The organism is Enteractinococcus coprophilus (assembly GCF_006716305.1).
Taxonomy (GTDB): domain Bacteria; phylum Actinomycetota; class Actinomycetes; order Actinomycetales; family Micrococcaceae; genus Yaniella; species Yaniella coprophila.
Map to the genome: position 1 here is coordinate 844,518 of NZ_VFOU01000001.1, position 24,035 is coordinate 868,552.

A 24,035-nucleotide genomic window follows, 5' to 3' on the forward strand; every position below is an offset into this window, starting at 1 on the left:
GGGGGATTGGCGTTAATTGGCTGCTTGGAGACGGTGAATGAGGATGAGCAGGAAGGGTGCTCCGACCATCGCGGTGAGGATACCTACGGGAATTTCTTGAGGTGCCAGCATGGTCCGAGCCACCAGATCTGCCCAAATCAGCAGGACGCCGCCCATGAGTGCCGCCACGGGGATAGCACGGGAGTGCGTGGAGCCGACGGCGCGCCGTGCAAGATGTGGGACCACCAGCCCGACGAAGCCGATGCTGCCCGCGGCCGAGACGAGGATCCCGATGCACAAAGCGACGAGGACAAGGAGCCCGGTGCGGAGTTTTTCTGGGCTGATACCCAGGGTCAGGGAGGTCTCGTCGCCTAGCGCCAGCACATCAACGCTGCGTCCCAGCATGGTCAAGACGGTGATGGTGAGTAGAGTACTCAACACGACGGCCAGTAACGGCGTGCCCCAAGTGGCGAGTGACAAGGAACCCAGCAGCCAAAACATGACCGAGCGGGCACCTTCTGCGGAACCACTGGCAAAGATGAGGAAGCTCGTGAGCGCATACAGGGCATATCCAACGGTGACCCCAGCAAGGAGTAATCGAACCGAGGTCACTCGACCACCGGTACGTGCGACGCTATAGACCAGCAGAGAGGCCGCCAGTGCGCCCAAAAACGCGCTGCCCTGGAGGGCATGTTCACCCAGGCCAGCGCCGAAACCAAAAAGTATGGCAGCAGCCGCACCTGAGGATGCCCCGGAGTTGATACCGAGCAAATAGGGATCGGCCAGCATATTGCGAACCATAGCTTGCAGGGCCATGCCGCATACGGCTAGTCCGGCACCTACACACAAACCAAGTACCACCCGTGGCAGTCGGACATCCCAAACGATGGCTTCAGTAGTTTCCGACCACGAACCGTCAGCTAGTCCGAACAGACGGTGGCCAATTACGCCGAGGACGTCAGCGGGTGATACAGCGACTGCACCAATCGAAATACCCAGCACCAGGCTGGCTGCCGTTGCAACAGTCAGTAAGACAAGCCAGAGGTAGGTGCGCCGTCGTTGGTTCTGCACCCCAAGTACCGCAAGGTCCACAGTGGTTTGAGATCCGTGTCGGCCAGTCTTCTGATATGTGTCCACCTGGACACATTATCACTTCTGCTCGACTTCGTTACATCGAAACCGACCACCCTGGGTATCGCTAGCAACAGTCGTTGTGGGTACTCCGGATGCGGGGCAGGCGCTCTCCTGCAGCTCAGTATTTACGCAACTGCACGGGATCTTGCCCTCGCCAACGGGACCGCAAATCGTTGATCACCGCATACAGTGCCGTAGAGACCTGTTCGGTTGAAGTGCCCAGCACACGCAGGGCAAGTCCCGGGCCTTCGAGCAGCGACATGCCCAATAGGGGTGCGGGGTGTGGGGCTGTGAGCTTGGTGGAACCTAACAAGGCAGAGGTGTTCTCGAGCACTTGCTGTGTGGTGTCGCGCAATTCGTCTACGAGGTCCTGGGTGATGCGGGCATCCATTGCGAGGAGCGAACCGACGTGGGTTTTATCCTCCATTGATAGCAGCGATTCGGCAGGTGCAGTTTCGCTTCCCGGCCGGACCAAGAGATTGTCGACCACCACTGGACGTCCATGCATTCGAACCTCTTGTCGCAACTGGATCCGGTCGTAGCGGAAGAGGGTTCCATCGGGCGCCCACCCGGGAGTGATGATTTCCATGGAGACAAAACTCGCCGTAGGATCCATCTCGACCACGGTGTCCTGAATATAGTGGGCGTCTCGGTAGGCGATGAGCTGATCGGGCACATACTCTAAGACAGCACCAGGACCGAGTCGAAAGGTCGAGTGCTGGTAAGCCGGCGCATCAGGTGTCTTATACACTTTCGTAGCTGACTGGCTGGTCAGCAGCATCGAGGCTTCTTCATCGACTTCAACGTCGATGGCGTAGACATCGCCGCCGAGGTATCCGCCGCCGGGGTTAACGATCGTGTAGGTTACCTGGCCAGACTCGTCGAGGTAGTGCGGTCGCAGTACCCGTAGGGCACCTTGGAAGTACTGCTGGCGGGCGATTGCCCGGTCCCCGCGTTGTTGGACGACCAACTGCAATTGCCCTACGGGGTTATCTAGTGAAGGCCTCACTGCGCCAGATCTGCCATCATGACGTCTTTGCGGATCCAGGCCAAAATTTCGTCAAGACCCTCATCGGTTTTTAGATTCGTAAATGCGAAAGGTTTCTCGCCCCGAAACTCAAGGGAATCTTTTTCCATCACGGATAGATCGGCACCCACATACGGAGCGAGATCGGTTTTGTTGATAACGAAGAAATCCGATTTGATCATGCCTTGGCCGGCTTTCCGAGGAATCTTCTCGCCCTGCGCGACGTCAATAATATACATTGAGAAGTCAACGAGTTCTGGGCTGAACGTGGCCGAGAGGTTATCGCCGCCGGACTCAACAAAGACAATGTCGAGGTCGTCGTGACGGCGTTTGAGCTCTTTGATTGCGGCCTCGTTCATCGAAGTGTCTTCGCGAATGGCCGTGTGCGGGCAGCCGCCGGTCTCAATACCGATGATGCGATCCAGTGGCAGCACCCCGTTGGCGGCTAAGATCTTGGCGTCTTCAATGGTGTAGATGTCGTTGGTGATCGCAGCCATCGAGTATTCGTCCTGCAGCGCCCGGGTGATGCGTTCAATCAACTGGGTTTTTCCTGCGCCGACGGGACCGCCAACGCCAATTCGTACGGGTTTCATAAGTTCTCCTTACCTTTGAACAGGGTGGGGCTCGGTTATGACATGAACATGCGAGCCCGTTGAGTTTCATGCTGCATCTGGGCGATTTCCAATCCTGGAGGGCTTGCCCCTAGATCATATTCATCCAGACTGAAGATAACCTCCACAAGCTGCGGGATGATGTCGCGCAGTTCGGTCAGCACCCGCTGACCGGCATTTTGACCCAAGGGGATGGCGCGGATCGCATTCTGATTCAACGAGGTGGCCAACTGCATCAGGTAGGCGGTGGTGGCTTCATAAACTGAGACGCCAACTGCTGCAGCCGCCAGGGCGAACATCACTGCTGGGTGCCCGTGGCATACGCCATTGTCGATGGCCCCACGATAGCCACGGAGCACCGGGGTATCGGGCACCGCCACTGCCACAATGTCGTTGAGGCGCTGGCCCATTGAGGTGCCTGCCTCGCGAATTTGTCGAGGGATCGTGGAAGCATACAGCAGTTGGTCGATCCGAACGATGGCCTCGTGATCATTTTTCTTGGCGGCCTCTTGGCTCAGGCGCACCGTCAGACCTTCGGTATACGCTACCTGGTGGAGATATCCGGTCGCCCAAGTCACATAACTATCAGCTGAGTGCACTAGTTCGCGCTGCAGGTAGGTTTCCATCCCGAAAGAATGGTTAAACGAACCGGTCGGCAGGGCTGAGTCCGAAAGCTGCAGCACCGTCAACAGTCCGGACAGCGATACGAGGCTCGCGATGTGGGCTGTATCCAGCGTGGCTGCCGGGTTAGTGGGTGTGTTCGGCATGACGGAAGGCTGCGGGCATGACGCGCTGCTCGCGGGTGAAAGGGATGTGGTGTTCGGTGAGAAAGTCTTCGACCGTGTGATCGTAGCGCACGACCATCACTGCGCGACCATATTCAGATTCCGGGCCAAAAAATTGTGCCTGTAAGTGACGGTTGCCTAAGCTGTGCGCCACAAACCCCATGCTGGTTAAATCTTCTGGTGCAATGACCAGCACGTCGGTGGGTGCTACCTGCACGGTGATCAGGGTGTCGTCATCGCGAAACAAAATATCGCCGTCCCGCAGTTCTTGGGTCGTTGCGAGTTGCAGGCCGATTTCCCGACCGGTGTGAGTGGTCAGCCGTTGGACGCGTTTGCGCAATTGCTCAGTGCTCAGGGTCACGTGATCTTGGGTGAGGCCGGCCAGCTGCTGGTCGGATAGTTCGTGACGATTGCCAAGTATCTGGTGAATAATCATGGTGCATCTCCGGGGCCTAGAATAAGAAGTAGCGCTGAGCCATTGGCAGCACGTCTGAGGGTTGGGCAGTGATGTGCTCACCATTGATGAAGACCTGATAGGTCTCCGGATCGACATCAATCTGTGGGGTTTCACCATTGAGCTTCAGATCGGCTTTGGTCAAGTGGCGCATATTTTTGGCTTCCTTCACGGTCCGCTGCAGGCCCAAGCGCTCTGGGACTTCGTCTTCCAGGGCCGCAGTGGGTAGGAACGTCAACGATGACTTATGCACGGCACCTCCCAGTGCACCGAAGTTGTAGCGCATGGTGCGTGGTTGCGGGGTGGGAATGGAACCGTTGGAATCACCCATCAAGGCCTGGGTGATCTGACCGCCTTTAATAACGAGTTGGGGTTTGACGCCGAAGAACGCCGGATCCCATAACACCAGATCAGCAAACTTGCCGACTTCAATAGAGCCCACAGTGTCAGCAATGCCGTGGGTGATGGCCGGATTAATTGTGTACTTGGCAATATAGCGCTTCAGGCGCGCGTTATCGCCGACCTTTGGATCATCAGCGAAGCGGCCGCGCTGCTGTTTCATCGCGTTGGCGACCTGCCAGGTGCGTAGCACGACTTCACCGATACGGCCCATGGCTTGGGCATCGGAACTGGTGATGGAAAAGACGCCCAGGTCTTGCAGGACGTCTTCGGCTCCAATGGTCTCATGACGAATCCGCGAATCCGCAAACGCGACATCTTCTGGAATGTCAGGGTTCAGGTTGTGTGCAACCATCACCATATCGAGGTGTTCATCCACGGTATTGCGGGTATAGGGCAAGGTTGGGTTGGTCGACGCCGGGAGAACGTTGGGCAGACCCGCCATCCGAATGAGGTCAGGAGCGTGTCCACCTCCGGCACCTTCTGTGTGGTAACTGTGGATGACCCGACCATCAATGGAGCGAATAGTGTCTTCCACGAAACCACCCTCGTTGAGCGTATCCGCGTGGAGGGCTATTTGAATGTCCATGAGGTCGGCGACTTGCAACGCCATATCGATGGAAGAGTGGGTAGCGCCCCAGTCTTCGTGGAGTTTCAACCCGATGGCTCCGGCCCGGATTTGTTCGGCCAGCGGTTCTTGAGAGCTGGCATGGCCTTTGCCCGTCAACCCGACGTTGATCGGTAGATTATCCACGGCCTGCAATAGGCGGGAGATATGCCAAGCCCCCGGGGTCACGGTGGTCGCATTTGATGCATCTGATGGTCCGGTGCCACCACCAATGAGTGTGGTGGTGCCATTGGCTAACGCAACCGCCACTTGGTCTGGGTTGATAAAGTGCACGTGGGTGTCAATGGCACCGGCGGTGAGGATCTTATGCTCACCAGAAATGACATCGGTGGAAGCACCGATCGGGATGGTCACACCGTCTTGGATCAGCGAGTTACCGGCCTTGCCGATGCCAAAAATATGGCCATCGCGCAGCGCAACATCTGCCTTATAAATACCGGTGTAGTCCAGCACCACAACATTGGTAATGACCGTATCGGGGATGCCCTCGTCACGGGTGCGTTGACCGTTTTGGCCCATCCCGTCGCGGATGACTTTGCCGCCACCAAAAGAGACTTCTTCTCCGTACACGGTGTAATCGTGTTCGATCTCTGCCAACAGGTCGGTGTCGGCCAGGCGGATCGCATCACCTGTGGTCGGGCCGTACATCTCCGCATATTGTTTGCGGCTCATTTCAAAACTCATGAACGGTCCTTCCTTTGTTTTTCAATCTCACGTGAGCCAGTCGACTTGGAGCCACTCATCGTGGAATTCGTATGAATTTCGTCGTTTGCGTCAAACTCTGCCTCGGTGGCACTTGAATTTTTGACCGGAGACGCGCTTTCAGTCTGTGACCCACCGACCAGGACGTCCCCGGTTTTCGTCTGACGATACTCTTCGTGGCGGTCCTGAAGATCCGCGTCGCGAGCGATGTCGTAGCCTGCTGAACCACCAATGGCTTCGGTAGAGAACATTGACACGGTCGAGCCGACATACCCATTAACCTCGTTATGGAAACCGAAGATCACGCGTTCACCGCCCACTTCAACAAGGTGCACGCTGCGCGCATCACCGGGTTCAAAACGCACTGCCGTGCCCGCCGGTGAGTCCAACCGCATCCCGCGTGCTGCGAGCCGATCAAACTCTAGGCCGGGGTTGGTCTCTGCAAAATGATAGTGGGAGCCCACCTGTATGGGTCGATCACCGCGATTGACGACATTGATAATGCGCGTCTTTTTGTCTGAGTTACAAATGATGGGATCTGTTGCCAAAATATACTCACCGGGAATCATAACGACCTCACGTTTTATCGAATGGGATTATGGACGGTTACGAGTTTGGTGCCGTCGGGGAAAGTGGCTTCAACTTGAACATCTGGAATCATCTCTGGAACCCCGTCCATCACGTCTTCGCGTGACAGAACAGTGGCGCCCCAATTCATCAGCTCGGCGACAGTTTTGCCGTCGCGTGCTCCTTCGAGCAATTCGGCGGTCAGAAGCGCCATTGCTTCCGGGTGGTTTAGTTTCAGGCCGCGCTCCCGGCGCCGGCGTGCCACGTCAGCGGCTACGACAATGAGCAGTTTCTCTTGCTCACGTGGAGTCAAATGCATCGCATATCCTCTCGATCAAGAACGATAATTCCCGCCGGGGAGAATCCCCGGGACGACAACTCGTTTCCTCTGCAGAGTAACTGATTTACGGGCGAATGTCTTGATGGCGACATACCTTCTGCATATTGTAGCGCGTAGTTCTTGTCGCACCTCACAGAAGGTGAAGGCGAAATCATAGTCACGGCTGGAATTACTATTCGAATCTTGTGAAGTCTTGCGGTGTGGAGTTCAGGTTGTTGCGGTTAAGCTTTTTCTAGAGGACCGTGCAACGTGTATCTGGAGATGTCAGCAGCGCCGGTGGAGTCTTCATCAAGTACCCTGATTTTTAATTCGGGATCGGCTTTTGGCCCGGTAACAGTCTTCGGCTCTCCAACCTCCTTCGCGGTACGTATCAAGTCACCTTTCGTATGAGGGGCAGACTTCATAGAGATCAATTGTGGTGCTCGTTGCGCCAATACCGAATGGATTCTTCGCTCGCGCCGAATAACTCCACTCTCGCCCGGTCACTTCAGGCCAGCATACGCAGATAATAGGACGTGTAACTTGTTCGGCAACTCTCAGAGGAACAATCGTGCTTGCGCTTGTCAAATCTTCCGCTTCTCATTTGACTCAAAAGAGGCTAGGTCCGCCTCTACTCTTGGGAGTGTTGGCGACGGCCGTTAGGCCTTATTGTTTGAGGACTTTTTTCGCTGAAGCGTCTATTGACTTGCTCCATCACAAACCGCTGGATACGATCCCGCATCGCGGAAGAGCCTTCCTTGGTCAGCAACAGTGGACTACAATCGCGACAAAGGAATCCTCATACATTGGCCAGGCCATCCCCCTCACAGCGTGATGGCCTTGGAAGGAGAGAATCGATGTCTGACGTCGCAGTGATTACCGGAGCCGGAGGCGGAATCGGGCGAGCTACGGTGCGCAGGTTTCTGGCTGCGGGCTGGGATGTTGCCATGATCGACATCGGGGCGTCCTTGGAGGGCGCCCTCGAAGAGGCCAAGGAGCTGGCTGGTCCTGGCCAGACGGTGCGTGGATACTTCGCCGACGCCGCTTCCGCTGCGGACGTCGAGCAGGTCAGAGATGAGATCCTGGAGGAGTTTGGCGGGGTGAAAGCCCTTTTGCTCGTCGCCGGCACGGTTCAGACCGCTGCTTCAGTCGGAGAGTTGGACCCGCAGGAATGGGAGCGCGTACTTAGCATCAACCTGACCGGCCCGTTCCTGTTCACGCGCGCATTTGCTCGCGCCTTACAGGACACCGAGGGGGCTTCTGTCGTTGCCGTGTCGTCTCAGTGGGGCAGGTCCGGTCATCCTTTCCTATCGTCGTACAGCGCATCGAAGGCTGGCCTCATTGTGGCGATGCAGTCGTTTGCTCAAGAATTAGCGCCAAAGGTTCGAGTGAATACGGTCTGTCCTGGGCATATCAATACCGCTATGCACACCGACGCCCTCCAGGCCGAGGCTGAGCTACGCGGGATTCCGTTCGAGGAGATGCGGGACATCGAGTGGGGGAAGGTCCCTGCGCTTCGGGCGGGTGAGCCGGACGAGATTGCCGGGGCGATCTTCTACTTGGCATCTGACGACGCTAGTTACATCACCGGCGCATCGCTGGATGTTAATGGTGGATCAGTTCTCCACTGAAGCTAGCTCCCTGACTCCACCCCTGTCCCTGCTTAACACAGCGCGAGGCTCCCATCGCCCTGCGCTGCAGTCGGTCCGATTCTGGCGCGGCCACGCTACGCCGATTCTCGGTGGACAAGAGCTCGCGCGGGGAGCAGAATTTTCTTGCCAAGCGTCGCGGAGGTATTCGTAACCGGAACGGTCATATTCTGGGCCACGCTGGGCTATCTGGCGACACGAACTCCGTGACCGATGGCTGCTGCACAGCGCGGTGGTCCTGTTCTGGAGCGTCCTGTGCTGTGGCTAGCCTAGAGATAGTGCCCTAACGGCAGCTCAATCCCGTACCTCGTGACTACGCTATCGCTCCTGCGAAGTGCCCGCCTACTTCATGGGCTTTCACCCCGAGCGACCTGTCTAAAGAACGTGCCACGGCCCACGCACGACACTCCGCTAGGTCCACTTGAGTGGTGGTTCGGCTCCCCACCGTAATGCTGGCCATGGCGGTCTGGGAACGGGTAGAACTAGAGCGAAGGAAAATGTCCAAGGGGACGAGGACTACCTCGTAGCTTGAAGGCAACGTACCGTGTGGTAGCTGTGCCCTGGTCTCCGTCTCTGATTTGCATGGAAGCGGTTATGATGATTCACACTGAACCACAACACCTGAATCAGGTCGTCAAGGAGATGAAAGACCATCTCAACCAAGACGAGTATGCCGAGATTGAAGAAACGATCAATGCGCTCGAGCCTGTGCAGGTGATAAAAGTCCTGTCCCGTTTGAGCCACCGGCACCGCGCGATCGTTTACCGGCTATTAGAAAAAGACGTCGCCTTAACCGTTTTCGAGGGCCTGTCACCGGCACTGCAAAGTGATTTACTCGGTGCGCTCCAAGAGCATGAAACCGCTGAAGTGTTCTTGGAGATGTCCCCGGCTCAACGAGTGTGGTTGCTTGATGAGCTACCCGCAAAGGTAGCTTCAAAGCTATTACTCGGCCTGGACGTCGAGGAGCGAAACCAGACCTCGACCCTGCTTGGCTATCCCGACGAGGCGATTGGTCGACGGATGAGTCCGCGGTTCGTTGCCTTGGAAGCTCAGCGCACCGTTGCAGAAGCAAGGCAGTACGTCGATGAAGAGCTAGCAACCGCCGAAACGGTGTATTATCTTCCGGTGGTCAATGACGGTCGGCGAGTCCTGGGCGAGATCACCTTACGATCCTTGCTGCGCAGCGACGACGCTAAGGTGCTCAAAGACATTATGCGACCGACGCATACTGCCTACGTCACGGAAAACGCCGAAACCGTGGCGCGCCGGATCACCCGTCAAGGGGCCTTCGCGACCGCCATCGTGGATGACGAACAACGCCTGGTCGGGATCTTTACCCTGGATGATGCGGCGCGCATCTTAGAGTATGAAGAATCCCAAGACGTCTCGCGTCAAGGTGGTGTGGAAGCACTACGCCGCCCCTATTTATCCACCCCTGTGCTGCGGTTAGTCCGGAGTCGCATCACGTGGCTGCTGGTGCTGGCCATTGGCGGCACGCTCACCGTACAGGTGCTGTCGGTATTTGAAGACTCCTTGGAACAGGTCACCGCTCTGGCGCTGTTCGTACCGCTGTTGATTGGTATCGGCGGCAACACCGGGAACCAGGCTGCCACTACCGTGACGCGGGCCCTGGCCCTGCACGATGTTGAGCCCCGAGATGTTTTTCGCGTGCTCACCAGAGAAGTGCGCACCGGGTTCTGCCTGGGACTGTTGTTGGGCACGCTTGGGCTGGTCATTACCGGATTCATTTTTGATTTCGATGTCGGGCTGATCATCGGGCTGACCTTGCTGGCAATATGTTGTGTGGCTGCCAGTGTTGGTGGGGTGATGCCCCTGATTGCTAAGAAAATTAAGGTGGATCCGGCGGTATTTTCCAACCCGTTTATTTCGACTTTCGTGGACGCCACCGGGCTCATCATCTATTTCCTGATCGCCCGTGCCATCCTGGGCATCTAGCACAGGCTAGTTACCTTCCTTTACCTGTGGTTGGTAGCTTCGTGGGGCGGATCCGTGCAGTTTCATACCGCGCCTCGGGGGTGGTCGCTTGGTGACGCTTCGCTGGTCATCCCATGCGATATGAACTCAGCCCTTGGACGAAGACCTCGGCAGGACATGGCAGGCATAGTTCCACCTGGTGTCGTACAGCACGTTGCAGACCCGGGCCAATGCTGCACCCACACGGCAGCAACCACTACCGCGAGTCATCACACGCGCTTACACCGAGATCAGTCAAAATACCTTCCCGCAATCTCGGCTGCTGAGAACACTTCGGTACCGTCGTAGCGCGGCGCAATGGGTCAGCAACCCAGCGCTCTCCCGCACGATAACGCGTGACCTCCCTGACGGTTCACATACTTCGTGATCGGGACCTATTGTCCGGTGCCGGTCCGGGGTACTTTATAAAACACCTGATCTACCAGTATGTAGTAGAAGACGATTATGTGGGAAGCAGTTTTTGTATTCAGTACCTCCGTGCTCGAACTGTTCTTGCGCGGAACGGTGATGTATCTTGTCGTCTTTTTTGTTGATGCGGTTCCTGGGGCGGCGTACGTCAGGCGACTTGAATGCCTCAGATATTATCTTGGTCGTCATGATTTCTGAGGCTGCCAGCCCGGGGCTTGGCGGAGAAGCCTCGTCGATTTTTGGCAGTCTTGTGGTGGTGGCCACCATATTATTCTGGGCGGTACTCCTGGGTATGGGCAGCTATTGCTGGACGTGGTTGGATAACCTCACGGCCCCGCGTCCGCGTCCGTTGATCAGGGATGGCGAAATTGTGCACAAGACCGCACGGCGCGAGCTGTTAGCGAAGGACGAAATCTTATCCCAGCTCAGAGTCAACGGCTTCCAGGAGCTCTCCGAGGTAAAATCTGCGTATTTAGAGCCCAGCGGACAGATTAGTTTTGTGCCGTATGAAAACTAAAGGAACTTCAACGTGCCCACGCCCGAGATGACGGTATCGAACTGCTCCCTGGCAGCTGAACTAAGACCTCAGCTACCAACTGCTGGGGAGTCGTTCGGTGCGGCCTTGCAGAACATGAGCGCAACACCGACGGCAATAGCTGGTGGGATGGTTTGCAGCAAGTCATGAAGCGTGTTCGATGGTGTACTGCAATACGTCACCGACTTCAAAGCCAAACGCTGCCACAGGCCACCTATGTCACCAGACAACACCGCCAAGCACCGCAAACGGGTGTGAACAGTCGCAGTTTTATGAAGTTGGATCGCCAACAGGAGTGTCAAGGCAGGTATACCCGTCACGGCAAGCAGGGGGTCGTGGAGCATGTTATATCTGCGCCCCTTCCCCAACGCTGAATGGATTGTTGATGAGGCCAACGCCGAAGTCGTTGGTTGGAAAACTTTGAAATTGGCTCGGAGCTGCTGTACTCGTGGGAGTTCGTGCTGTTTAATGAGAACCAGGATGTCAATGATTACCGTTCAATCATCGCGGAATGGGTAGCAGCAAACCAAGAATACGTTAAGGGGCTGACTCAGTAGTTAGTCCTTCAACTTGCTGACAGCCGCTGGTTTCCACTACCCAGCTCGAAGCTAGCGGCACCAGCGTATCCACTCCTGTCGCCACTTAGGACACACCATGAAAATCTCAGCTCGATTCTATAAAACGGCCGCGATCCTTTCTGTTGTCGGCCTAGCTCTGACCGGATGTATTGACGATTATGATCAAGAGGACACCGCCCCTCCAGGTGATGGTGAAACCCAAGGCAGCTCGGTCACCATCGATGTTTTCAACGGCTGGGATGAAGGGATCGCCGTCTCCGAGCTGTAGCCACACGTCCTTGAACAAGAAGGCTACGACGTGAGCCTCGAATATGACACCAGCTGTTTCTGGTGTAACCTCTGGCGCCTAGGACTTCCTCATCGATGCCTGACTGCCAGCCGATCCCAGACCAGCTACCTTAAGTCTCACAGCGTGTATACCCGCTATTCGGAGGGTGTGATCATGTGGGTACGATCTGAGTGTGGGTATCGGCGGACTTTGGGGTGCTGTGGCGCTTCTCATGATGACCCTCTCTATGCGCCATGCCCCATTTCGACAAGTTGCGCTGTTTCCATTGTGAGCCGTGGCAATCCCCGGTGTTCAGGACTGCAGAGGACCTGCGCTGCATGCACCAGCGAAGCAGAAGACTTGACTCGCACGAGCCTCGCAGCCAGCCCGACCCGTTGGCGCCCCCTCTTGACTCGACGAATACGCAGAGTGATGATTGAGATGACTTCCGGAACCTCTAGGAGGCCCAAGTGACTTACAGAATCGGATACCTCGTTGGATCCCTTGCCACCCAGTCGATCAACCGGACCCTGTCGAAGGCACTCATCAAGCTCGCGCCCGCAGACCTCGAGTTCACCGAGATCGAGATCGGCAACCTGCCGCTCTACAACTACGATTACGACGCCGACTACCCGGCGGAGGGCAGGGCCCTCAAACAGGCGATCGAGGCCTCGGATGGCATCCTCATCATCACCCCGGAATACAACCGCTCGATCCCGGGTGCCCTGAAGAACGCCATCGACTGGGGCTCCCGCCCGTGGGGTGCCAACTCCTTCGCCAGGAAGCCCACCGGTGTGGTTGGCGCTTCGATGGGAGCGATCGGCACCGCCGTCGCGCAGTCCCAGCTCCGCAGCGTCCTGAGCTTCCTGGACGCCCCGCAGCTCAATTCGCCCGAGGTCTACATCAACTTCGACCCCGATGTCTACGGCGACGGCGAGATCCGCGACGATGGCACGAAAGATTTCCTGCAGCATTACATGAACGAGTTCTACGCTTTCGTTCAGCGGGTCCTGGACGTCAACGCCGCCGGCCACATCGGAGACCCTGAAGCCGCCTGACCCCACCCACGAGCGGATCGTTCCTTGGCCCTTGTGACCGAAAGTTCCTACGGCTTCCCCCAGCGGCCACATCTTAAACGCCGTGGTATTAGGCGGCCTGTCGACGTACTTGGTTCTGCGCGTTTCCCCGTTACCTTTTAGGTAGCACTGTTTTCCGGCAGGATATGCAGTGTAGGTAACCAGCTGGTTCCGGCATGATGGTTGCCCCCAGTCGTTGATGGTCAGGGGGGTGTAGTCACCGGAACCAGTCTGGTTCGTTCGGATCGCTAATAGAAGCACGCTCCAAAATTTTGTGGGTCTTCGTAACGTGGATGTGAACGCACGAACCACCGGTCACCTTGTTTTTATTGGAACGCACCCAAGAAGGTGATCGATATGGAACCCCAAGTATTCGTTGGTATCGACGTCGGAAAGTCTCAGCATCACGCCACCGCAGTCAATCAGGAGGGCGGGGTGGTGCATGACAAACCGCTGCCACAATCCGAGCCCAAGATTCAGGAACTCCTGACAGATCTTGTCGCCAAACACGGCGAGTTGCTGGTCGTAGTAGACCAGCCGAAAACTATCGGTGCGCTGGTTGTCGCTGTAGCTCAGCAGATGGATACTCAGGTGGCGTATTTGCCAGGACTGACGATGCGTCGAGTCGCTGATCTGCATCCGGGTCAGGCGAAGACGGATGCCCGAGATGCTTACATCATTGCCGAAACTGCCCGCACCATGCCACACACGCTGCGGAGTATCACCGTGGCTGAAGAACAGATCGCGGAGTTGTCAATGCTGTGTGGTTTTGATGATGACCTGGCAGCCCAGCTGACTCAAGTCCGCAATCGGCTCAGAGGGCTGCTGACGCAGATCCATCCAGCATTAGAGCGCGTGCTGGGGCCACGGTTGGCACACCCAGCAGTCGTTGATTTACTCGGCAGGTATCCAACTCCTGCGGGGTTGAAACGCGCCGGTCGAGGCCACGTTCGAGCTCGGCTCAAAAAGCTTGCGCCGCGCATGGCAGCACGGTTGACCGATGAGATCTTTAGGGCATTAGCCGAGCAAACGACTATCGTGACCGGCACTCATGCTGCTGAGCATATTATTGGTCGCTTAGCTGCCCAACTACAGCAACTCACGCAGCAGCGCAGTGATGTTGAAGCTGAAATTTTGTTGGTGGTTGATGCGCACCCTCTTACCGAAGTCCTGACTTCCATGCCCGGTGTTGGAGTCAGGACTGCCGCACGCATTCTCACCGAAGTGGTCGGTAAAGACTTCAAATCCGCAGCTCACCTAGCATCTTATGCTGGCATCGCACCGGTCACTCGGCAGTCTGGCACCTCAATCCGTGGTGAGAGTCCGTCCCGACGCGGCAACAAAGTCCTCAAACGCGTCCTGTTCTTGTCAGCCTTCGCCTCGATCAAAGGCGATCCCGTGTCCCGTGCCTACTACGATAGAAAACGAGCCGAAGGAAAGCGCCACAATCAAGCCATCATCGCCCTCGCTCGACGCAGATCAGACGTGCTCTTCGCGATGCTCAGAGACGGCACCTTCTACGAATCCCGGCCTACTCAACTTGCAACAGCAGCTTGACGGAACTGTAAAGCTGAAAGTGGCTAGTCCGGGACTGGCTGGCCGGGTAGGTTGATTGGCACACTGGCGTTGTCGTGACTCATGACAAAACTGACCTCCGTGATGGGGTGTCTTGCCTATGAATTGTCCGATGACAACGGTGGGCCGACACCGCCCGGTCCACCTTGGTGGCCTGATAGAAGCATGTCCAACATTGAGCGTTGTGACCCGTTACAGTTTTGCCCCGAAGTGATTCCTGTCCGGGCTCGGTGTCAGCCGATAGCGACCGAAACACGGTCCGCGAACAGATCCGAAGGGAAACAATCGCTATGTCCACTATCGTTTCACACCAGTATGCATATGTCATCGGAGTCGACACCCACGCTGCAACACACACCTATGCTGTGGTCACCAACAGTGGCGTTCATGTCGATACCCAAACGTTTCCGACCACAAAACCTGGGCTGCGACGGGCTCTGTCATGGGCCGGGCGACGGACCGACGGAGACCTGGATAGTCTGTGGGTCATCGAGGGCATCGGCAGCTACGGGGCTGAGCTGGCCAAAGCAGTCGATACGGCAGGCTACGAAGTCGTCGAGGCGCCTCGTATGAGCAACAAAACCCGCCGAGGTATTGGTAAAACTGATCCCATTGATGCGTTCCGTATTGCCAGCGCAGTCTTGCCATTGGCCACTGACCGGCTACGCAAACCACGAGGTCACGACGACATTCAGAGTGCACTGCAGATTTTGTTGACCGCCAGAGACGAATTAGCACGCGAACGCACCAGAGCCATCAACGCCCTAACTGCGTTACTGCGGACCATTGATTTAGGCATCGATGCACGGCATGCACTCGGGATGAAAATCATCAGCCAGATCGCATCCTGGCGTAGCAGAAAAGAACCCATCAGCTTAGCTATCGCACGCAGCGAGGCTATTCGTTTAGCGCAACGCGTCCGACAAGCCCACACTGAGATTCTCCAGAATGACAAACAGCTGTCGAACCTGATTGCACAAAGTCCCGCTGCTGACCTCACCAACGAAACTGGCATCGGACCAGTCACAGCAGCCACGATGCTCGTGGCGTGGGCTTATCCCGGAAGGCTCCGCAACGAGGCAGCATTTGCCGCTCTAGCTGGTGCAAGCCCACTGCCAGCTTCCTCAGGTAACACGGTGCGATACCGGCTCAACCGAGGCGGTGACCGCCAACTCAACCGAGCCCTCAACGTGATCGCGATGCACCGAACAATCCATGATCCCGAAACCCAAGCTTATGTCGAAAAACGACGCATCGAAGGCAAAACTGACCGAGAGATACGTAGATGCTTGAAACGCTATCTGGCCCGTCGAATTTACCGGCACCTCAATCAAGCCGCTCACTCAGCAAAAAGGTATTGACATCTATAGAAGCTTCATAGAAGCACCCCCCTCGCACGTCCTGAAAAAGCTCACGCCGCGTCACTGTCTAACCGGGTATGCCCTTTGTTCACTCTCTAAAGTGACAGGAGATAAATATAAAAGCAGGCCGAATCTGGCTGTTTCTACAATGCCGTCAAGGATGTTTAAGAAGCCTCTGGACCACTCTGTCTTCTCCGAGGGCTAGCAATCTCTGGACCTGGCTTGCTAGGTTGCTCTGGATCGATGGGCGCCTGGGCCGGCGCCTGGGTTCATTATTTCTTTGGGTGGACCGTCTTGGGTGTTGTTCCGCTCGGATAGCGAATCTAGTATGCTTGGCCAGCGCCCTGAACCGTCCTAGGACGCTTCAGGGCGCTGCAGGGTTTATGGCCGGTGTGGTCTGGTGTGAGTTCTAGGTGTTGTCCTCTGCGGGTTGGCCGCCTTCGCCTTCCCAACGGTCGAGTTGTTTGGATTTTTGCTGGGAATATTTGAGTCGCACACCGTAGCCGCCGGCTTGTGAATCTGGTAGAAAGAGTGCGCCGTGGTCGATGAGGACTGCTTGGATGGCTTCTTTCTGGTCCTCGGGCAGATCGATGATACCGCGTTCAAATTTACGAATGTCCTTGCGTTTAATGCCGGTTTCGTTTGCGATGTGCCAGGTAGAGATGCCTACCAAGGCACGACCGGCGCGGGCAAGGTTAGAATTGAAAACGTCTTGTATAGTCATGTCCTTAATTGTGACATCTTCTGGCAGGTTTTTTCCAACAGCCAGTACCCCACCCTCGTCCAGACTGCAAGAAGGGTCTCTGGACCGAAGGCCACCCCAGGTCATGGACAACACGTCAAAGCACCTGCACAACACCTAGACGCCCACCGAGCTGAAGCCGCATCAGATACTCAGCATGCCCCTGGGCGATGCTGCGCCCAGACGGGCCAGTCAGGCTAGAGATCCTGCTTCTGGTCAGATCGTTTCTCACCCACTGGCCGTTGCTGCATCGGCCTGAATCCCGGATCATGCCGTAACGCCCGATAGATTGTAGAGCGACTGACACCTAAGACGTGCGCCTGCTGCACGGTTAGGTGACAGGTGTTGTGTCAGGCAGCGAGTACTACCTGGGTGTTCATCATGGTCTCGAATTCGACTGGCGTCAACCGGCCGAGCCGGGATTGTCTGCGGCGGCGGTGGTAGGTTCGTTCAATCCAGGTGACGATCGCGATGCGAAGCTCGATGCGTGTGGCCCATGGTTTGCGATCCAGCACATTGTTTTGCAGTAGCGAGAAGAAGGATTCCATGGCGGCGTTGTCTCCTGCAGCTCCGACGCGGCCCATCGATCCGACCAGTCCGTGACGTTTCAGGGCGCGCACAAATTTCCGTGAACGAAATTGCGATCCGCGGTCGGAATGGACCACACAACCGGCCACGTTGCCACGTAGGGCAACAGCATTATTCAGTGCGTTGAGGGCTAACCGTGAGGTCATACGGGCATCGATGGAATATCCGACGATTTTGCCGGCGAAGACGTCTTTGACCGCACAGACATAGAGTTTGCCTTGGCCGGTGCGATGTTCGGTGATGTCCGTTAACCACAACTGGTTGGGGCGGTCAGCGGTGAAGTCGCGTTTTACGAGGTCATCGTGGACTGCAGGACCAGGCCGGATACCGTTGCCGCGTGCTTTCCGTTTGCCGAATACGCTGAACCATTGGTTGTCGTGGCAGATCCGCCATGCCGTCTGATCAGCCATCGGTTGGCCGGAGGCTGTGGCTTCATCCGCCAAGAGTCGGTGGCCGAATTCCGGGTCGTCTCGGTGGGCATCAAAGAGCGCGTTGGCACGATAGGCTGCCACCAGGTCAGCTTCTGGTACGGGCTGGTGCAACCAGCGGTAGTACGGTTGACGAGCAAGCTTGAGTACCCGGCACGATACCACCACGGGGATCCCTTCGGTGGCCAGCTGTTTTACGAGCGGGTAGAGCCTTTTCCCGGCAGATTTGCCTGTGATAAATACGCTGCGGCACGTCGCAGGACTTCGTTTTCTTGCTCCAGTAAGCGGTTGCGTTTCCGCAATTCCTTCAGCTCGTCGTTCTCTGACTTGGTCACGTTTGGTGGTTCCCCAGATGCGGTGCGGGCTTGGCGCATCCATGTATCCAGCGTGCCAACATGAATGCCAAAGTCCTTGGCAATTTGAGCCAGTGTGACACCGGCATCACGATTCAGCGCAACTTCGCCAACGTCGTCGCGGAACTCTTTGGGGAACGGGGTGGGCATAGGTTCATCCTTCCAGACCAGCAGTCAGCTAGCCAGATCGAATGTCACCTAGTCGTGCAGCAGGCCCCGTCTCCGATTTGGGCGACGATCATGTCTTGTTGCTCGTAGAGTTTCTTGGCAGTGATCGCTTGATGGGGAGTCAACCTAGGTGGGCGGCCGCCGGGGCGGCCTCGTGCCCGAGCCGCCGTCAGCCCGACGTTGGTACGTTCCCGAATGAGGCCGCATCCAGATTCCGCCAGCGAGGTAGGAGTGGATGTTGAGTTCGTTGGCGACGCGGACGACATCGAAATTTACGAAGTCCCGGGACACGGCGAAGAGATTGAAACCACCTTGACATCTACCACTGTGCTGCAGGCCAAAAGTGTGCCGGTTACCGAGCAGAGCACCGTCAATGAATTTGATTACGCAGGTATGGGGTGGACGAAAGGCGAGGCCGAGGAACTGATGAGTGTGACATCTGAGCAGATACAGGGCATGGAAGGCGAGCAGCATACTGAGTTCGGCGAAGCGTCGTCCTTTGAGATACCCGTGGTTGAGACGGAAACCGTGGACTAGGGTCTCGACAGAGGGCTCTTGATTGGGGGTGTGTCGAAGTCGAGTAGCTGCTGCCCGGGGCGGCGCGCGCAGTATAATTGTGATAGTTCTTAGAGCGTCCTCTTAGAACTTTCAAACTGTCGTAGCTATCCCAGGTGAGGTTGCCGTGGATCCGTTTCGTTTCACCCTGCGGCAGTTGCAGCATTTTATCGCGGCGGCTGATGCTGGGACCGTGACGGCGGCCGCCGCACAGGTGCACATTTCCCAAGCGGCGATGTCGCAGTCGCTCAATGAGTTGGAGCGCGCCGTCGGGCAACAGCTTATGGTGCGCACCCGCAGCTACGGGATTCAGCTGACGTCATCGGGCAGACGATTCTTAGCCGACGCTCGAGAACTCGTTGCCATGGCCGCTGACGTCCAACAAGAAATGACCGATCGCGCCGAAGAACTCGTAGGGCCGCTGGACATCGGGATCTACACGGCGGTTGCACCGTTTTGGGTACCGTTTATCGCAGAGCATTTTATTGTGCCTAACCCGCAGGTTTCCGTGCGGATTATTGAAGGCGACGGCAAGGAACTACAACGCCAAATGCTCGAAGGCCGACTCGATGCGGTCTTCACTCACACGGGCCACCTGGTGGATGGCGTGCGCCACCAGGTGATTCGCAAAGGGCAGGGCTACGCGTTGGTGGCGCCTTCGCACCCGCTTGCCGGGCGGTCCAGTGCTAAGATCGCCGAATTCGGTGATGACCCATACGTGCTGTTGGATGTGCCGGCGGTGAGTGAAAATCAGTTGCCCAAACTGCGGGCCGGTGGGGTGGGGCCCAATATTGCGTGGCGCTCCACTAGTTTTGAAGCTGTTCGCGGCTTGGTGGCCCGCGGACTGGGCTGGAGCGTGCTGGTACAGCGCCCGCCGGTGGATATCTCCTATGATGGGCTGCCGTTGGTGACCATCCAGTTAGAAGATTTCGAACCCAGTGACATCTGTATTGCGTTTGCGCAGCAGCGGCACAGCCGACGCTTGGCTAAACTCATTGCGGTGTGTACAGCAGAAGGTGCGCGACTTGATGCTCAAGCGGCATCCAATCGCGCACCAAATGCGACGTCGTCGTAGGTTAGAACGTGGTTCCTTCAAGGTCGGTGGTGCGACCTTCTTTGACTAACATGGTTGCGCCAATGGCGACGACGAACACGGCAATCCAGACTACGGCGATCAACCACAGCGAACCGCCGGCAATGGCCACCAGACTCGAAGCAATCATCGGAGTGAAACCGGCACCCAGGGTCGAGGAGGTCTGGTAGACCAGCGAGGCCCCGGTGTACCGGATGTGGGTGGGGAACATTTCGGCACAGAACGCTCCGAATGGTCCGAAGATACTGCCCTGTACGAGCCCCTGGGTGAGTAACAGCGCGAAGGCGAACACCCATAGGTTGGCCATATCGAGCATAAACATGACCGGGAAGGCGAAGATCGCACCCAGCAGCATCCCGCCCATCATAACCGGACGACGGCCGAACTTATCGGACAGTTGCGAGGCGAACCAGACGACCACCACGGTCGAGGCCGCGCCGAGGGCTTTGACCCACAGCACGTGGGTGGAGTCCAGGCCACTGTTGATGACATAGGCGATACCCCAGACGGTCATCAGACCTTGGACCGTGTAGGAGCTCATGCCCGCGATGATGCCCAGGATGAGGTTTTTGGGGTATTTGGAGATGACTTCTAACAGCGGGACTTTGCGTTCGTCGGCTTCGTCCTGGAGTTTCTGGAAGATCGGGGATTCGTGGACTTTCATGCGAATGACCAGCCCGATGAGGACCAGCACTGCTGAGAGCAGGAACGGAATGCGCCAACCCCAGCTCAGGAATTGTTCGTCCGGCAGCATGGTGAAGATACTCATGACGATAGTCGCTAGGACCGCACCGGCCGGGCCACCCATGTTGGCGAAGCTTGCGGCAAAGCCGCGGCGTTTTTTCGGAGCGTGTTCTAAGGCGATGAGCATGGCGCCACCCCATTCGCCACCCACGGCCAGGCCTTGGATGACGCGGAACACGGTCAGCAGGACCGGTGCGGCAACACCGATCATAGCGGTTGGTGGCAGCAGGCCGATGGCGACGGTGGTTCCGCCCATGAGCATCATTGAGGTGACGAGCACCCCTTTGCGGCCAATTTTGTCGCCGAAATGGCCAAATAGGATGCCACCGAGCGGTCGAGCCACGTAGCCGACCGCCAGAATGGTGAAGGATAGGAACAGGCCAAGACCCGGATCCAGGTCAACGAAGAAGACCTGGCTGAACACGACGGATGCCGCGGTGGCGAACAGGATGAAGTCGTAGAACTCGATCATCGAGCCTAAGAAGCTCGACGATAGGATCCGTCGCATCTCCGTGGTGTTCAGGGATTCGGACAGGTCTTCCGTAGAGACCTCCTGGGTATTGAGCGTCTTGGTCATTTAGACACCTACTTTAGTATGGGACGCTGCCAGAACTGCTTCCTGGCGGGCAAATGAGATGGAATCAAGATCGTGTGGAATAAAGAATTCCCCGGCGAAAGTTTCTCCCAGGGCTTCCCAGCGTTCGGCTGGGGTATTGCCCGGGACCAGGTGATGCAGCGCCAATCGGGCAGCACCGGCGCGTTTGGCAAGTTCGATGGCCTGTTCCGGGGAGGTGTGGGACTTGCGGTGATGATCAATCGAGGCCTGATCGGTCTGCGTCTTGCCACCACCATAAGCACGTTCGACCCAGTCAAAATCGATGGCTTCGTGCAGCAACAGATCCGTGCCGGTTGCCAGGGTCACCAGGTTGTCGGTGGCAGTGGTATCGCCGGAGATCGTCACGGAACCAGCCACGGTATCGAAGCGGAAGGCAAATGCCGGGGCAACCGGCGGGTGCTCGACCAGAATCGCGGTGACGGTGACTAGTTCGTCGCGGTAGACCTCAAATGGCGCCATGCCCGCCGGCGTCGGATTGTCATTGGGGTGATACCCGATGTTTTCGGGAATTTCGATGTCCTGCACCGTGAAGCAATCCAGCGGTGAGGGTCGCAGGGCATCCAGAATCCGGTCGTTGAGATCCGTTGCATACGCCTGCACGATCGAATGCACCATGTCGTAGATCCCCGGCGTCGGATTATCGGGGCACACCGGCTGCGGGGCAACTTTCGCACGTTCGGAAACCGGTGGCAGCATGCCGCGGTCGCCAGGGCCAAAAATCTTGATCGGTCCGTTGGTTTCGATGTCGCGAGCGTATAGGCCCATGGTCAGCAGGCTGGGAATGTCCACCGTGTGATCTGAGTGCAGATGGGTAATGAACATTGCCCGCATGTTGTCGAACGACAAGTCAGCGCGTTCCAGTTGACGCCCAACACCTAAACCCGCGTCCACCAGGTAATACTGATCAGCAATGACGACGGCGGTCGCAATCCCATGGCGATGCTGTCCGGTGCGCGATGACCACCAGCGTGGTCCGCCTGCTGTCCCGAGCGTGACAATCCTAGGTGCAAAATCCATTCCGTGTTGCACTCACAACTCCTTCAAAAAGCGCGTGATCTACGTCATGTGGTATATCTCCCTTCACTTTCCGTTAATTTCCAAGAAAAGTAAAACGAATTGTTCCGATCGTCATCATAGGTAAAACCTATGAGCAGAGGGTGCTACTCTCAGTGCGGATAGAAAAGTCAAAGCGAGTGGAGGGGCCGTGACGGCATTAACCACCCCGGAAAAACGCAACTGGTTTGGTCTGCTCCTGCTTGGGCTGGCCGTTGGAGTCTCATCGGGCCTGTTCGGCATCGGCGGCGGAATCATTATCCTGCCCGCACTGGTTTACCTCTTTAGTTACTACACCCGCATCGCTGCGGGCACCTCACTATTGGCAGTGGTCTTGCCGGCGGTGGTCGGCGTTATCAGTTATGCACTCGAGGGAAATGTCAACCTGCTGATGGCGCTGCTGCTCTCCGCCGGATCAATTGTTGGCGCGCCGATCGGCTCGTGGTTACTGACGGTGCTGCCACAGCGGGCCGTGCGATGGGGCTTCATCGTGTTCATGCTGCTTGTGGTCGCCTCCCTGTTCGTGATCATCCCCTCGCGCGACGCCGTCATTGAAGTCGATTGGTTGCTCGGCGCCGGGCTGGTCGCCCTCGGGTTATTCACCGGCGTGATGTCAGGGTTGTTAGGAATTGGCGGGGGAGTGGTCATTGTGCCATTACTCGTGGTCCTTTTCGGTGCCAGTGACCTCATCGCGAAAGGCACATCATTGCTCGTGGTGATCGCGACCGGCATGTCGGGCACTGTCGCAAATCTTCGACGTAAAAATGTTGATCCGCCCGCTGCGATGGTGATTGGCGGCGCCGCTGCGCTGGCGACCCCGGTGGGCGTGTGGACCGCACACGCCCTGAGCCCGGAGATTGCCAATATCGTATTCGCGGTCTTCCTCGCGCTCGTCATTATTCGGATGCTGGTAGACGTGTTGTCTCGTCGCTGACCTGCAATGAAATCTCTACTCCATAATATCTGCTGCCAGGCGCGGTGATGACAGGATGGCGTCGAAGCCACTGCACGGAAAGAGGTACGGATGAAAACCAAAAAACCGATGGCCTGGAGTGCCTTAGCATTTGCTGCTGCGCTGAGTCTGGTTGCGTGCGGAGATCAGGAAGCCGGCGAGACAGCCCAGCCCGAAGCTGTCGAAACCTTAGAGCAAGACACCACTGAAACTGTGGGGCAGGAAACGAGTGAAACGGTCTATGAGCGCAAAACTCACGATAGTGAGGAGACCGCGACATTCACGCACGTCGGAGACAAGATCCTCCAACAACACGGCGTCTATGTGACAACCTACGAAGCCTTCGGATTTGCGGGCCCGGAAGAGGCCCAAGAGGTTTTAGATCCACGGATCGCAGAGCTCAATGCCATAGACGAGTACGAGCACACTATTGACTACGGTGAAACTCATATAACCGAAGAAATCATTGCTAACTATGCCGCCATGGATCCTGCGGACGTTGTGAAGTTACCTGGCATGGATGAACTAGACACTACCGAGGATGCAGAATTTTATAGCCTTGAAGAAACCGCTGCAGGGCTTGAAACATCCGGCTACATCAAAGTCGAGTAGTCTTGTGGCCTGGTTTTAACTTGTCTGTAGATCGCATGGACGATTGTCATAGTGATGAGTCGACTTGTGAGTTTGGGGAGC

General features: G+C 56.9%; 24 protein-coding genes. 12 read left to right on the plus strand and 12 right to left on the minus strand.

The genetic code is table 11. From position 1 onward, the window contains the following. Positions 1-12: 12 nt before the first annotated feature. From FB556_RS03845 to FB556_RS03880, 8 genes are all read right to left on the minus strand, one after another. The gene (locus FB556_RS03845; protein WP_141864886.1) at positions 13-1,116 is read right to left on the minus strand and encodes a FecCD family ABC transporter permease; all 1,104 of its coding nucleotides are present in this window, start codon (positions 1,114-1,116) and stop codon (positions 13-15) included. A 115-nt stretch (positions 1,117-1,231) separates the two neighbouring features. Beyond that, the gene (locus FB556_RS03850) at positions 1,232-2,122 is read right to left on the minus strand and encodes an urease accessory protein UreD (protein ID WP_141864888.1); all 891 of its coding nucleotides are present in this window, start codon (positions 2,120-2,122) and stop codon (positions 1,232-1,234) included. Continuing rightward, positions 2,119-2,733 (minus strand): urease accessory protein UreG, encoded by a 615-nt coding sequence (gene ureG, locus FB556_RS03855; RefSeq protein ID WP_141864890.1) that lies wholly within the window; start codon positions 2,731-2,733, stop codon positions 2,119-2,121. Before ureG ends, FB556_RS03850 begins: the two co-directional genes overlap by 4 nt. 35 nt (positions 2,734-2,768) lie before the next feature. Then, complete coding sequence (locus tag FB556_RS03860; protein WP_141864891.1) at positions 2,769-3,518, minus strand: urease accessory protein UreF; 750 nt, start codon at positions 3,516-3,518, stop codon at positions 2,769-2,771. Further along, complete coding sequence (ureE, locus tag FB556_RS03865; RefSeq protein WP_141864892.1) at positions 3,499-3,972, minus strand: urease accessory protein UreE; 474 nt, start codon at positions 3,970-3,972, stop codon at positions 3,499-3,501. The genes FB556_RS03860 and ureE overlap by 20 nt, the downstream gene beginning before the upstream one ends. A 16-nt stretch (positions 3,973-3,988) precedes the next feature. After that, complete coding sequence (ureC, locus tag FB556_RS03870; protein ID WP_141864894.1) at positions 3,989-5,701, minus strand: urease subunit alpha; 1,713 nt, start codon at positions 5,699-5,701, stop codon at positions 3,989-3,991. Then, entirely contained in the window at positions 5,698-6,288 is a 591-nt protein-coding gene (locus FB556_RS03875; protein ID WP_141864896.1) for an urease subunit beta, read from the minus strand. The genes ureC and FB556_RS03875 overlap by 4 nt, the downstream gene beginning before the upstream one ends. 14 nt (positions 6,289-6,302) lie before the next feature. Next, positions 6,303-6,605, minus strand: coding sequence for an urease subunit gamma (locus FB556_RS03880; RefSeq protein WP_141864898.1), 303 nt, complete (start codon positions 6,603-6,605; stop codon positions 6,303-6,305). A gap of 857 nt (positions 6,606-7,462) precedes the next feature. Here FB556_RS03880 and FB556_RS03885 point away from each other — a divergent pair. The 8 genes from FB556_RS03885 (at position 7,463) to FB556_RS03915 (ending at position 16,050) form a co-directional block, all read left to right on the plus strand. Continuing rightward, on the plus strand, positions 7,463-8,236 hold the full coding sequence (locus FB556_RS03885) for an SDR family NAD(P)-dependent oxidoreductase (protein ID WP_141864900.1): 774 nt from the start codon (positions 7,463-7,465) through the stop codon (positions 8,234-8,236). A gap of 612 nt (positions 8,237-8,848) precedes the next feature. Further along, complete coding sequence (gene mgtE, locus FB556_RS03890) at positions 8,849-10,210, plus strand: magnesium transporter (RefSeq protein ID WP_246057186.1); 1,362 nt, start codon at positions 8,849-8,851, stop codon at positions 10,208-10,210. Between the two features lie 553 nt (positions 10,211-10,763). Next, positions 10,764-11,174, plus strand: a complete 411-nt coding sequence (locus FB556_RS03895) for a DUF421 domain-containing protein (protein ID WP_141864902.1) — start codon at positions 10,764-10,766, stop codon at positions 11,172-11,174. 428 nt (positions 11,175-11,602) lie between these two features. Next, complete coding sequence (locus FB556_RS13390; protein ID WP_170200352.1) at positions 11,603-11,749, plus strand: hypothetical protein; 147 nt, start codon at positions 11,603-11,605, stop codon at positions 11,747-11,749. 97 nt (positions 11,750-11,846) lie between these two features. After that, positions 11,847-12,038 carry a hypothetical protein gene (locus tag FB556_RS03900; protein WP_141864904.1) on the plus strand — a complete coding sequence of 64 codons (192 nt, stop codon included), beginning with the start codon at positions 11,847-11,849 and terminating at the stop codon, positions 12,036-12,038. 470 nt (positions 12,039-12,508) lie between these two features. Continuing rightward, on the plus strand, positions 12,509-13,096 hold the full coding sequence (locus tag FB556_RS03905) for an NADPH-dependent FMN reductase (RefSeq protein WP_141864905.1): 588 nt from the start codon (positions 12,509-12,511) through the stop codon (positions 13,094-13,096). Between the two features lie 375 nt (positions 13,097-13,471). Further along, positions 13,472-14,671 carry an IS110 family RNA-guided transposase gene (locus FB556_RS03910; RefSeq protein ID WP_141864907.1) on the plus strand — a complete coding sequence of 400 codons (1,200 nt, stop codon included), beginning with the start codon at positions 13,472-13,474 and terminating at the stop codon, positions 14,669-14,671. A gap of 308 nt (positions 14,672-14,979) precedes the next feature. Beyond that, on the plus strand, positions 14,980-16,050 hold the full coding sequence (locus FB556_RS03915) for an IS110 family RNA-guided transposase (protein ID WP_141864909.1): 1,071 nt from the start codon (positions 14,980-14,982) through the stop codon (positions 16,048-16,050). Positions 16,051-16,459: 409 nt separating this feature from the next. On the opposite strand, the gene FB556_RS03920 is transcribed toward FB556_RS03915, so the two are convergent. Both FB556_RS03920 and FB556_RS03925 read right to left on the minus strand, forming a co-directional pair. Further along, a complete protein-coding gene (locus tag FB556_RS03920) occupies positions 16,460-16,774 on the minus strand; it encodes a helix-turn-helix domain-containing protein (protein ID WP_141864911.1) in 315 nt (104 codons plus the stop codon). Between the two features lie 368 nt (positions 16,775-17,142). Beyond that, positions 17,143-18,311, minus strand: a protein-coding gene (locus FB556_RS03925; RefSeq protein WP_141864913.1) for an IS3 family transposase whose coding sequence is annotated in 2 segments (ribosomal slippage) — positions 17,143-18,024 and positions 18,027-18,311 — 1,167 coding nt in all. Because the reading frame shifts where the segments join, the coding sequence is not laid out codon by codon here. Positions 18,312-18,524: 213 nt separating this feature from the next. Between FB556_RS03925 and FB556_RS03935 the strand changes: the two genes are divergently transcribed. Together FB556_RS03935 and FB556_RS03940 are read left to right on the plus strand one after the other, a co-directional pair. Beyond that, the gene (locus tag FB556_RS03935; RefSeq protein ID WP_170200353.1) at positions 18,525-18,866 is read left to right on the plus strand and encodes a hypothetical protein; all 342 of its coding nucleotides are present in this window, start codon (positions 18,525-18,527) and stop codon (positions 18,864-18,866) included. Between the two features lie 145 nt (positions 18,867-19,011). Next, a complete protein-coding gene (locus FB556_RS03940; RefSeq protein WP_141864919.1) occupies positions 19,012-19,959 on the plus strand; it encodes a LysR substrate-binding domain-containing protein in 948 nt (315 codons plus the stop codon). A gap of 1 nt (position 19,960) precedes the next feature. Here FB556_RS03940 and FB556_RS03945 read toward each other — a convergent pair whose 3' ends face one another. Both FB556_RS03945 and FB556_RS03950 read right to left on the minus strand, forming a co-directional pair. Continuing rightward, positions 19,961-21,298: an MFS transporter gene (locus FB556_RS03945; RefSeq protein ID WP_141864921.1), complete on the minus strand. Its 1,338-nt coding sequence runs from the start codon at positions 21,296-21,298 to the stop codon at positions 19,961-19,963. Next, positions 21,299-22,366: an MBL fold metallo-hydrolase gene (locus tag FB556_RS03950; RefSeq protein WP_246057187.1), complete on the minus strand. Its 1,068-nt coding sequence runs from the start codon at positions 22,364-22,366 to the stop codon at positions 21,299-21,301. 175 nt (positions 22,367-22,541) lie between these two features. On the opposite strand from FB556_RS03950, the gene FB556_RS03955 reads away from it, so the two are divergent. Together FB556_RS03955 and FB556_RS03960 are read left to right on the plus strand one after the other, a co-directional pair. Beyond that, on the plus strand, positions 22,542-23,324 hold the full coding sequence (locus tag FB556_RS03955; protein ID WP_141864923.1) for a sulfite exporter TauE/SafE family protein: 783 nt from the start codon (positions 22,542-22,544) through the stop codon (positions 23,322-23,324). A gap of 90 nt (positions 23,325-23,414) precedes the next feature. Next, entirely contained in the window at positions 23,415-23,954 is a 540-nt protein-coding gene (locus tag FB556_RS03960; RefSeq protein WP_141864925.1) for a DUF1307 domain-containing protein, read from the plus strand. The last annotated feature ends 81 nt before the right edge of the window (positions 23,955-24,035 follow it).

Bases quoted from the DNA above. Each gene is read 5' to 3' on its own strand.
- ureG (WP_141864890.1), bottom strand. From the start codon at position 2,733: ATGAAACCCGTACGAATTGGCGTTGGCGGTCCCGTCGGCGCAGGAAAA.
- FB556_RS03860 (WP_141864891.1), bottom strand. From the start codon at position 3,518: ATGCCGAACACACCCACTAACCCGGCAGCCACGCTGGATACAGCCCAC.
- ureE (WP_141864892.1), bottom strand. From the start codon at position 3,972: ATGATTATTCACCAGATACTTGGCAATCGTCACGAACTATCCGACCAG.
- ureC (WP_141864894.1), bottom strand. From the start codon at position 5,701: ATGAGTTTTGAAATGAGCCGCAAACAATATGCGGAGATGTACGGCCCG.
- FB556_RS03875 (WP_141864896.1), bottom strand. From the start codon at position 6,288: ATGATTCCCGGTGAGTATATTTTGGCAACAGATCCCATCATTTGTAAC.
- FB556_RS03880 (WP_141864898.1), bottom strand. From the start codon at position 6,605: ATGCATTTGACTCCACGTGAGCAAGAGAAACTGCTCATTGTCGTAGCC.
- FB556_RS03885 (WP_141864900.1), top strand. From the start codon at position 7,463: ATGTCTGACGTCGCAGTGATTACCGGAGCCGGAGGCGGAATCGGGCGA.
- mgtE (WP_246057186.1), top strand. From the start codon at position 8,849: ATGATGATTCACACTGAACCACAACACCTGAATCAGGTCGTCAAGGAG.
- FB556_RS03900 (WP_141864904.1), top strand. From the start codon at position 11,847: ATGAAAATCTCAGCTCGATTCTATAAAACGGCCGCGATCCTTTCTGTT.
- FB556_RS03910 (WP_141864907.1), top strand. From the start codon at position 13,472: ATGGAACCCCAAGTATTCGTTGGTATCGACGTCGGAAAGTCTCAGCAT.
- FB556_RS03915 (WP_141864909.1), top strand. From the start codon at position 14,980: ATGTCCACTATCGTTTCACACCAGTATGCATATGTCATCGGAGTCGAC.
- FB556_RS03920 (WP_141864911.1), bottom strand. From the start codon at position 16,774: ATGACTATACAAGACGTTTTCAATTCTAACCTTGCCCGCGCCGGTCGT.
- FB556_RS03935 (WP_170200353.1), top strand. From the start codon at position 18,525: ATGAGGCCGCATCCAGATTCCGCCAGCGAGGTAGGAGTGGATGTTGAG.
- FB556_RS03945 (WP_141864921.1), bottom strand. From the start codon at position 21,298: ATGACCAAGACGCTCAATACCCAGGAGGTCTCTACGGAAGACCTGTCC.
- FB556_RS03960 (WP_141864925.1), top strand. From the start codon at position 23,415: ATGAAAACCAAAAAACCGATGGCCTGGAGTGCCTTAGCATTTGCTGCT.